The organism is Halomonas sp. ATBC28, from assembly GCF_005937175.1.
GTDB lineage: Bacteria > Pseudomonadota > Gammaproteobacteria > Pseudomonadales > Halomonadaceae > Vreelandella > Vreelandella titanicae.
Map to the genome: position 1 here is coordinate 155820 of NZ_VCQL01000014.1, position 8510 is coordinate 164329.

At 55.2% G+C, this 8510-nt stretch carries 9 protein-coding genes and 1 rRNA gene; 7 read left to right on the forward strand and 3 right to left on the reverse strand.

What is annotated here, in order from left to right; translation table 11 throughout:
- Window positions 1-36 precede the first annotated feature (36 nt).
- Window positions 37-537 (forward strand): protein-export chaperone SecB, encoded by a 501-nt coding sequence (gene secB / locus E0L35_RS16825; protein WP_027958471.1) that lies wholly within the window; start codon window positions 37-39, stop codon window positions 535-537.
- 3 nt (window positions 538-540) lie between these two features.
- Complete coding sequence (locus E0L35_RS16830) at window positions 541-1317, forward strand: 16S rRNA (uracil(1498)-N(3))-methyltransferase (protein WP_138800904.1); 777 nt, start codon at window positions 541-543, stop codon at window positions 1315-1317.
- A 25-nt stretch (window positions 1318-1342) separates the two neighbouring features.
- Here E0L35_RS16830 and E0L35_RS16835 read toward each other — a convergent pair whose 3' ends face one another.
- Both E0L35_RS16835 and E0L35_RS16840 read right to left on the reverse strand, forming a co-directional pair.
- Window positions 1343-1891: a hypothetical protein gene (locus E0L35_RS16835; protein ID WP_138800905.1), complete on the reverse strand. Its 549-nt coding sequence runs from the start codon at window positions 1889-1891 to the stop codon at window positions 1343-1345.
- A complete protein-coding gene (locus E0L35_RS16840) occupies window positions 1884-3512 on the reverse strand; it encodes a sodium:solute symporter (protein ID WP_138800906.1) in 1629 nt (542 codons plus the stop codon). The genes E0L35_RS16835 and E0L35_RS16840 overlap by 8 nt, the downstream gene beginning before the upstream one ends.
- A 438-nt stretch (window positions 3513-3950) precedes the next feature.
- On the opposite strand from E0L35_RS16840, the gene E0L35_RS16845 reads away from it, so the two are divergent.
- From E0L35_RS16845 to ruvX, 4 genes are all read left to right on the forward strand, one after another.
- A complete protein-coding gene (locus E0L35_RS16845; protein WP_138800907.1) occupies window positions 3951-4643 on the forward strand; it encodes a S1-like domain-containing RNA-binding protein in 693 nt (230 codons plus the stop codon).
- Window positions 4644-4720: 77 nt separating this feature from the next.
- Window positions 4721-5677 (forward strand): glutathione synthase, encoded by a 957-nt coding sequence (gene gshB / locus E0L35_RS16850; RefSeq protein ID WP_027958467.1) that lies wholly within the window; start codon window positions 4721-4723, stop codon window positions 5675-5677.
- A 72-nt stretch (window positions 5678-5749) separates the two neighbouring features.
- Window positions 5750-6307: a YqgE/AlgH family protein gene (locus tag E0L35_RS16855; protein ID WP_027958466.1), complete on the forward strand. Its 558-nt coding sequence runs from the start codon at window positions 5750-5752 to the stop codon at window positions 6305-6307.
- Window positions 6307-6762, forward strand: a complete 456-nt coding sequence (gene ruvX / locus E0L35_RS16860) for a Holliday junction resolvase RuvX (RefSeq protein WP_022520995.1) — start codon at window positions 6307-6309, stop codon at window positions 6760-6762. Before E0L35_RS16855 ends, ruvX begins: the two co-directional genes overlap by 1 nt.
- A 38-nt stretch (window positions 6763-6800) precedes the next feature.
- Here the strand turns inward: ruvX and E0L35_RS16865 are convergent, their stop codons facing one another.
- Entirely contained in the window at window positions 6801-7973 is a 1173-nt protein-coding gene (locus tag E0L35_RS16865) for an aspartate carbamoyltransferase (protein ID WP_138800908.1), read from the reverse strand.
- A gap of 420 nt (window positions 7974-8393) precedes the next feature.
- Between E0L35_RS16865 and E0L35_RS16870 the strand changes: the two genes are divergently transcribed.
- A 16S ribosomal RNA gene (locus E0L35_RS16870) occupies window positions 8394-8510 on the forward strand; the annotation flags it as partial.

Genomic DNA, 8510 nt, shown 5'->3' on the forward strand with positions numbered 1-8510 from the left:
GCTACCTTTATTTAATCAACAATCAGGAGTTTTCTCATGGCGGAAGATAACAACACCCCGCAGGCTGGTGCCGCGGCGGACGAAAAACCGCAGCTCAAATTCTCGCTGCAGCGTATTTATGTAAAAGATATTTCGTTTGAAGCGCCCAATTCGCCCTCGGTGTTTAAGCAGGCGTTCAAACCTAAGGTGAACCTGGATCTTAATACCACCAGCACTAAAATTGCTGATGACCAGTATGAAGTGGTGGTCAAAGTCACTGCCCAGGTGAACGACAACGAAACCGGTACCACCTCTTTCCTGGCGGAAGTAGAACAGGCGGGCCTTTTCCGTATTGCCGGTATTGAAGGTGCGCAGTTGGATCAAACCCTAGGTGCCTTCTGCCCTAACCTGCTGTTCCCCTACGCCCGCGAGTGCGTGGATAACCTGGTCAACCGTGGTGGTTTCCCGCCACTGATGCTGGCACCGGTTAACTTCGAAGCGATGTACGCTCAGCGTAAGCAGCGCGAAGCTAAGCAAGCCGCCGAAAACACTCACTAAGCGATGCCAAAAGCCATGTCAGAAACGCACGCCGCTGATTGGTACGCCCTGCATGGCAAAATGCCACGTCTCTATGTGCCTGCTGCTTTCGTAGCAGGCAGAGAACTTGCATTGCCTGACGGCCCGGCGCGCCACATCACCCGCGTGTTGCGCATGGGCGAAGGTGCACCGTTGGTGCTATTTGACGGCCAAGGTCTCGAGGCGGGGGTGCGCTTGGCGGACGTTAGCCGCAAGCAGGCGCTCGTGCGGGTCGAAGCGGTATGGTCGGGCAGTGGTGAATCGCCGCTGTCTGTCCATTTAGGCCAGGCCATCTCTAAAGGCGACCGAATGGATTATGCCATCCAGAAGACCGTCGAGTTGGGCGTTGCGGCGATTACTCCGCTGTATACCGAGCGCGGTGATGTGCGCTTAAAGGGCGACCGTGAAGATAAAAAGCTAGCCCACTGGCAGGCAGTGGCTGCCAGCGCCTGCGAGCAGAGTGGACGTGCGGTGGTGCCCCAAGTGAATTCACCGATGCCGTTATCAGCATGGCTTGAAGAGCGCCAAGAGCCGCTGCGCTTGATGCTGCATCTAGCGACCGGCAATGCGTTTGATCGCCAAGACCGACCGGCTTCGGTAGCGCTGCTTATCGGCCCTGAAGGCGGTTTAAGCGAGAGTGATATCGCCGCTGCCCAAACCGCTGACTTTACGCCGCTGACTCTCGGCCCACGGGTTTTGCGTACGGAGACGGCACCGGTGGTGGCGCTTTCGTTGCTGCAGCACTACTTTGGCGATTTGTAAGTACTTACTACCTGCCAAGGCCTTATCAAACTGCTTTTTCCCTTCGTTCGCTTGCCCCTGAACTCTTTGTCTCTGATTCCGGCCCATTTCGATATGCCTGCTGAAGGCCCTTAAGCACGATGGGTTTAAGCATCGGCAGCGGTTCACCTGATAGCCCACTGATCACCAGCAAGCGGTGTTGCCGGCCGCGTGCATAGCCCAGCCAGCAAGGCAGCCATATCGGCGTCGGGGTGCTACCCAGCACCTGGATTCGCCAGTGACGTGGTGTCGCCATACGCTCCCATAGCCACAGCCGGTTCAGTGCTTCTGGCGTTGGCGGTAAACCGCTATCAATGTTAAGTGCTGAGCTGGGTTCTTCGACCTGGGTGGGTAGTTCGGCACCCACTAGTAGCAGTGCGCGGCGCATTTCCTTAGCACACAGTAGCCAAGCCCCCGGCGTGCCATTAGGCAGGCCAAGTGCGGTCGCCCAGAGGCCAACCCAGGCAGGTTCGCAAGCCGTCGCGCCAAGTCGCTGTAAGCACCGTTTAGCAGTATCTTCTTCAATCCGCCGCGCAAGTGTTAAGCGTTCAGCCATTTGCCCACCCCTGCAGCAGCGCTAGCATGCCCAGTATGAGACAAAACCAAGCGAATAGGCCGATACAGCGACGGCGCGTCAACCTTGCCTCTTGACCAATCACCTGAGCGTTATCGGCTCTCGCGGCCAATACGGCCTGCATATCCGGCGCCGCTTCGGCCATCATCACATCGCTTAGCTGATCTTGGCTGGGAGCGGGCGCTGTTAGGCTGACGAGATAGCCAACGCTCATCGAAACCGCTACCCCCACCGTGTTGTTATACAGCCATGAGATATTGAGGAGCGCAGAGACGGCCCATACGGAGAGCATGCCGGCAATCAGTCCGGCCATCGCTCCCCGTGCGTTGGAGCGGTGGCTAAAAATAGCCAATAGGAAGGTACCCAGTAGCGCCCCGTAAAACCACGAGCCGATTTGGTTGACCGCCTCGATCACAGGGCCAAGATTACCGGCGAAGAAAGCAAACAGGGTGGCATAAAGCCCCCAAAATATGGTGGCCACTCGTGATGCTTTCAGATAGTGAGCATCGCTGGCATTAGGTTTGATGTAGCGACTATAAAAATCCCGCACGGTCACCGCTGAAAGTGAGTTGAGCGCCGAGTCGAGACTCGACATCGCCGCGGCAAATACCCCGGCAATGACAAGTCCGGCCATGCCTGAGGGAAAGGCGCTGACGACATAGCGGGGTAGCAGCTCATTAAGATCTTCGGGTGGTGTTAGCCCATGCTGCTGGTAATAGGTGGCCAAGATGACGCCAATAAATAGAAACAGCAGCATCTGCGGAATCAGCAGGTAGCCGCCAATCAGCAGCGAGCGCTGAGCATCGAGCACTGATGGGCTTGAGAGCACTCGCTGGATTTGGCTCTGGTCGGTGCCGAAGTAGGCCACATGCAGGAAAAAGCCACCGAACAGTCCGGCCCATAGCGAGTAGGTCACGCTGGGGTCGAAGGACAAATCGATGGCGTTGAACATCCCGCTGGCCGCGCCAAACTCGAAGACATCGCCCCAACCGCCAGGCAGGCTGGTCACTAAAAAGAAGATGCTTAACAGCGCGCCAAGCCAGAGCACGAACATTTGCACCACGTCAGTCCAGATCACCGCGCTGATACCGCCCAGCACGGTATAGCTGATCGCCAGTACCGCCATAATGATAATGGTGAGGTTCACGCTCCAACCGGTCACCACCGCAAGCACGAGCGCTGGCGCATAGAGCACCACGCCAGTGGCTAGGCCGCGGGCAATCAGAAACAGCAGGGCGGTAAGGGTACGCGTCGCTGGGCCGAAACGACGCTCCAGCAGTTCGTAGATACTATAGATGCCCGCGCGGTGGAAAATAGGTACCAGCACCAAAATCAACACGATCATGGCCAAGGGCACATTGATAAACGTCACCAGGCGTTCAAGGCCTCCCTCGAAGCCCCAGCCCGGCGCCCCGATAAAGGTGATCGCGCTGGCTTGGGTTGCCATGACCGAAAGACCGATGGCCCAGCCGGGGATTTTGCGACCGCCTAGAAAATAGTCTTCGGGGTTATGCTGATCTTTGCCGAAGCGTGAACCAATCCAGGCGATTAAGCTGATGTAACCAATCAAAACGATCGTATCAAAAAGCGTGAACCCTTCCATGTTCGCTCCTCTACGCCTAATTTTGTCTAGGGCCTGTTGACGTTTCATCGCGAACCGCGTTGCACCACAAAGCGCGCCAGACAAGGCGCAAAATGCAGGGAAGGGTGGTTCCCTTTTCAAGTTTTGCAACGCCGTATGGCGCGCTTTGTGGTGCAACCCGAAGGGCTGGGCCCGTTTTTATCCGCGGCGGCGTTAGTCGTCGTTCATTTGGAATAACCAAACATCTCTCCTCCTGCCTTGCCGCGAATAAAAACGGGCACCAGCGCGGCCGTGAGTGAAACGTCAACAGGCCCTAGTGTTTTTGAGAGTAGCAGGTTGTGGAGTGTTTGCTTTTTCAGGCGTCAGGCATGCTTTCAACCACTAAAAAATGCTATCTCGCTTTGCCCTGTGGGTGTCAGGCACCATAATGTTGGTCTATTTTCTTGAAGGACGTTACCCATGGTGCGTGAGTCACACTCATCCCCCCGATCCGCCAGCGATGCAGCCGCCCAGTTGGGAGAAGTGGCGTACCTAACGGTTACGGCCGTCAATAACATCGGCGCGTTTTTGCAGTGGGGGCAGCCAAAAGATGTGTTGCTACCGTTTAGCGAGCAGCATTTTCGCCCTGATCCCGGTAAACGTGTTCTGGTTATGCTGTACAGCGACGACCAGGGGCGGCCAGTGGCGTCGATGAAGCTGGATCGTTTTTTGACCGATGACGCCTGGGCCATGGAAAAGGGCGACGAAGTCGCCGTAGTGGTGGCGGAGCGAACTGACCTGGGGATGAAGGTGGCGGTGAATCACCGCTACTGGGGGCTAATTTACCAGGACGACGTCACTCAGCCATTGCGCCGTGGCCAATCCGTTAAAGGCTATGTGAAGCAGCGTCGTGAAGATGGCCGCCTCAATATCTCGCTGCTACCGCCAGGCGCTGCGCGTTTAGATGTAGTCGGTGACAAAATTATGCAGGCGCTACGTGAAAGCGGCGGCTATTTGGCACTCGGGGATAAAAGCCCTGCCCATGAAGTTAAAGCACGCTTAGGGGTGAGTAAAAGTGCTTATAAACAAGCCATTGGGCGGCTTTATAAGCAGCAGTTAATCACTCTGGAGCCTAATGCTATTCGCATAGTGCCTAGCGCGCTCGGCGAGTAGTTAGCTGGGGCAGTTGGAGCCTAGCGGGCAGTACGGCATACTGGGCCTCTATTGTTTATGTTTGGATAGTGCCCCCGATGAGCCAATCAAATCTGCATCTCGGCGTTGTGATGGATCCCATCAGCGACATTGCTTACAAGAAAGACACCACCATGGCCATGCTATGGGCCGCCCAGGAGCGCGGTTACACCCTGCACTATATGGAGCAGGAAGACCTTTTCTTGAATGCAGGGCAAGCCTACGCACGTATGCGGCCGTTAACGGTGCATCGTGATCCGAACCACTGGTACGACCTGGGCGAGCCCTCTGCGCGTCCAATGGTTGAGCTGGATGTGGTGCTGATGCGTAAAGATCCGCCCGTCGATGCCGATTTCACTAACGCCGTGCATTTATTAGGTTTTGCTGAGCGTGAGGGTGTGCTGGTGGTTAACCCCACGGCAGCGCTGTTGCAGTGTAATGAAAAGCTGTTTGCGCAACAGTTTCCTCAGTGCTGCGCGCCGACGCTTGTGGCCAGCCGCGACGATGTACTGCGCGCCTTCCATGCGGAGCACGGCGATGTAATCTTCAAGCCACTGGATGGCATGGGCGGTACCGGCATTTTTCATATTGGCCCGGAAGGCCGTAATATCGGCGCGGTCATTGAGCAGCTTACCTTGCGCGGGCAGCGGCAAATTATGGCCCAGCGCTACCTGCCGGAAATTAAGAATGGCGATACGCGTATTCTGTTAGTCGATGGTGAGCCCGTTCCTTTTGGACTGGCGCGTATACCCTCTGCGGGCGAGACTCGTGGCAATCTAGCTGCCGGAGGGCGGGGCGTGAGTCGCGAGCTTACTGATCGTGATCGCTGGCTAATTCAGCAGGTACAGCCCATGATTCGGGACAAAGGCTTAATGTTTGTCGGCCTCGATGTCATCGGTGACTATATTACTGAAATCAACGTCACCAGCCCCACCTGTGTGCGTGAAATTGATGATCAGCGGGGCACCAATATTGCCGGTTTACTGCTGGATGCCATCGAGCGCCGCTTAGCCTAGGCACGGCTTCACTCTTATAATGACACTTATTACGCTATGTCTGCTGAGATGCCAGCAGGCAGTGGGAGACGCATGCAAAGTTTGAAACATCACTTTCTAATGGCTATGCCGCATTTAGAAGATCCTAATTTTGCCGGTAGTCTGATCTATCTTTGCGATCACGATAACAACGGCTGCATGGGGGTGATTACTAACCGACCGTTAGAGATCACGCTTGAGGCGCTGTTTGATCAGCTGGAATTAGGCGGTGAAACAAGCCCACATCGTAATGCGCCGGTTTATTATGGCGGGCCTATGCATAAAGACCGTGGCTTCATTCTGCATGTCGGCGATAGCCAGCAGTGGGACTCGAGTATCCAGGTGGAGGACGGTATTGCGCTGACCACCTCGCTGGATATTCTTCAGGCCTTTGCCGCTGGCGAGGGGCCAGAGCACTTTTTAGTCTGCTTAGGCTGCGCGGGCTGGGAAGTCGGGCAATTGGAAGAGGAGTTGAAGGAGAACAGCTGGCTAACGGTAGAAGCCGAGAGCAACGTGCTCTTCAATACCCCGCCCGTTGAGCGCTTAACCGCGGCGGCTGGTTTACTCGGTATTGATCTTAACCTAATGACCCGAGACGCGGGGCACGCCTGATGGCCGAAGCGGGGCAGCGCTTAATCCTGGCCTTTGACTACGGCACTCGGCGTATTGGTGTGGCGGTGGGCAACGAGCTGCTGCGCAGTGCGCGCGAGCTCACTCCGCTGACGGCAAGGGATGGGATTCCCGATTGGAATGTCGTGTCACGGCTACTTAACGAGTGGCAGCCGGATCTGTTAGTGGTGGGATTACCGTTGAATATGGACGGTAGCGAGTCAGATATGAGCACTCGCGCTCGCAAGTTCGGTAATCGTTTGCATGGCCGTTTTGGTAAACCGTGTGAAATGGTCGATGAGCGTGGCACCACGCGAGAAGCTAAGCTAATCGCTCGCGAGGCGGGCCATAAAGGCAATTATCGTCAAGACAGTGTCGATGGCATTGCGGCTATTCTTATTCTTGAAGGCTGGTTCGCCCACCAGGAAGGCTTGCCTGGCGGGCGCCTTTCTCTATAAGTTCTACCTTGAAATTCCTACCCTTAAACTTTTGCGCTTTAACGATCCAGCGTGCCCGTTTGGGTGGGTACGTACCAGCGCACGGGGCGTAGCTCTTTTTCGATTAGCTCATCGACATTGAGCAGTGTCGCGAAAATCGCCATTCGCATGGGGATACCGTTATCGGTTTGGCGGAAAATCGCCAGACGCGGATCGCCGTTAAGGTCGACGTTTAAATCATTCGCGCCGGGGCGGCTATCCCTGGGTAGCGGGTGCATCACAATGGTGCTTTGGCTGCAGCGGTGATCGAGAAAATCGCGGTTAACCATAAAGTCGTCAGAGAGCCCCTGAAAGCTCTCATTCATCTCGTCGGTAAAGCGTTCCTTCTGTATCCGTGTGGTGTACACCACATCTAAATCGGCAAAATCACTAGCGAGAGAATCGCGCTGCTCAATGCGGTGGCCGCGAGAGGCTACTAAGTCAATCAGCTTGGAAGGCATCTCAAGGCCCGGCGGCGACACCAGGGTAATGCGCAGCGGGTCATAGAGGGATAAAAGCTTAATCAGTGAATGTACGGTACGGCCGTACTTCAAGTCGCCGGTGAGTAAAATATGCGCACCGGTCAGTGATTTACCTAGGCGCTGAAACTCTTTAGCAATCGTATAAAGGTCAAGTAGTGCTTGGCTGGGGTGCTCCCCGGGGCCGTCGCCACCATTAATAACCGGTACATTCGTCGCCGCGGCAAACTCAGCCACCGAGCCCTGGTCGGGGTGGCGCATTACAATGGCGTCGCAGTAGCCACTCATTACACGGCTGGTGTCATATAGTGACTCTCCCTTCGCCATAGAGGAGAAAGTGAAGCCCGTGGTGTCACATACGCTGCCACCTAAACGACAAAAGGCAGCATTGAAGCTTACCCGCGTACGGGTGCTGGCTTCAAAAAACAGGTTGCCGAGTACCGCCCCTTCCAACACTCGTGTCACTTGGCGCCGCTGAGCAATTGGCTCCATGCGTGCAGCCACACGCAGTAAATGATCAACGCTTTCGCGGTTTAATGAGTCGACAGTTAGCAGGTGGTGGCTCATGGCGGACCTCAGTAAGGTGGTAGATAGCGCTAGTGTAACCGCCAATGAGGGTAGTGCCGAAGGGCTTTCATTCACGCATGGCGGACAATCTGTAATTTTTCTACAAAACCGCTTGCCAACCCGGCAGCGAATCCGTAAAGTACGCATCCGCTGCCGGGGACGCCAAGCGTTACCAGCGGTGAATGAAGTGTAAAAGCTTCGGTTTGTCAATGAGTTAGCGGTTTTGGATGTGGTCAGGTTTGCATCGAAAACAACGTCCTTGACAACCACCAGGAAATGCGTAGAATACGCCTTCCTCGCTGAGGCAAGCCAAGTCAACGGCAGCCCGGTTGCTTTCACAGCAATCAAGCAGCGAAACAGCTCTTTAACAATTTGATCAGGTAATTCATGTGGGCGCTTGCTGATGTTGGTGGCAAATCACCGAATATCAAGGCAAGCGACTCAAGCAATAAGGTTTTAAAGGATTCGTCCTTTGATATCTGTTTTGAATGAATTCGTTTGAACCTTGAGCCAAGTTTGATCCGCTTTTGTTGCCCTCGGGTGACATGTAAGGATCACATAGATCTTAAACTGAAGAGTTTGATCATGGCTCAGATTGAACGCTGGCGGCAGGCCTAACACATGCAAGTCGAGCGGTAACAGATCTAGCTTGCTAGATGCTGACGAGCGGCGGACGGGTGAGTA

What these genes read in the sequence shown, in the direction of transcription:
- E0L35_RS16865 (WP_138800908.1), bottom strand. Translation starts at nt 7,973, where the DNA reads ATGCGTACTTTACGGATTCGCTGCCGGGTTGGCAAGCGGTTTTGTAGA.
- E0L35_RS16830 (WP_138800904.1), top strand. Translation starts at nt 541, where the DNA reads ATGCCAAAAGCCATGTCAGAAACGCACGCCGCTGATTGGTACGCCCTG.
- E0L35_RS16840 (WP_138800906.1), bottom strand. Translation starts at nt 3,512, where the DNA reads ATGGAAGGGTTCACGCTTTTTGATACGATCGTTTTGATTGGTTACATC.
- gshB (WP_027958467.1), top strand. Translation starts at nt 4,721, where the DNA reads ATGAGCCAATCAAATCTGCATCTCGGCGTTGTGATGGATCCCATCAGC.
- E0L35_RS16835 (WP_138800905.1), bottom strand. Translation starts at nt 1,891, where the DNA reads ATGGCTGAACGCTTAACACTTGCGCGGCGGATTGAAGAAGATACTGCT.
- E0L35_RS16855 (WP_027958466.1), top strand. Translation starts at nt 5,750, where the DNA reads ATGCAAAGTTTGAAACATCACTTTCTAATGGCTATGCCGCATTTAGAA.
- ruvX (WP_022520995.1), top strand. Translation starts at nt 6,307, where the DNA reads ATGGCCGAAGCGGGGCAGCGCTTAATCCTGGCCTTTGACTACGGCACT.
- E0L35_RS16845 (WP_138800907.1), top strand. Translation starts at nt 3,951, where the DNA reads ATGGTGCGTGAGTCACACTCATCCCCCCGATCCGCCAGCGATGCAGCC.
- secB (WP_027958471.1), top strand. Translation starts at nt 37, where the DNA reads ATGGCGGAAGATAACAACACCCCGCAGGCTGGTGCCGCGGCGGACGAA.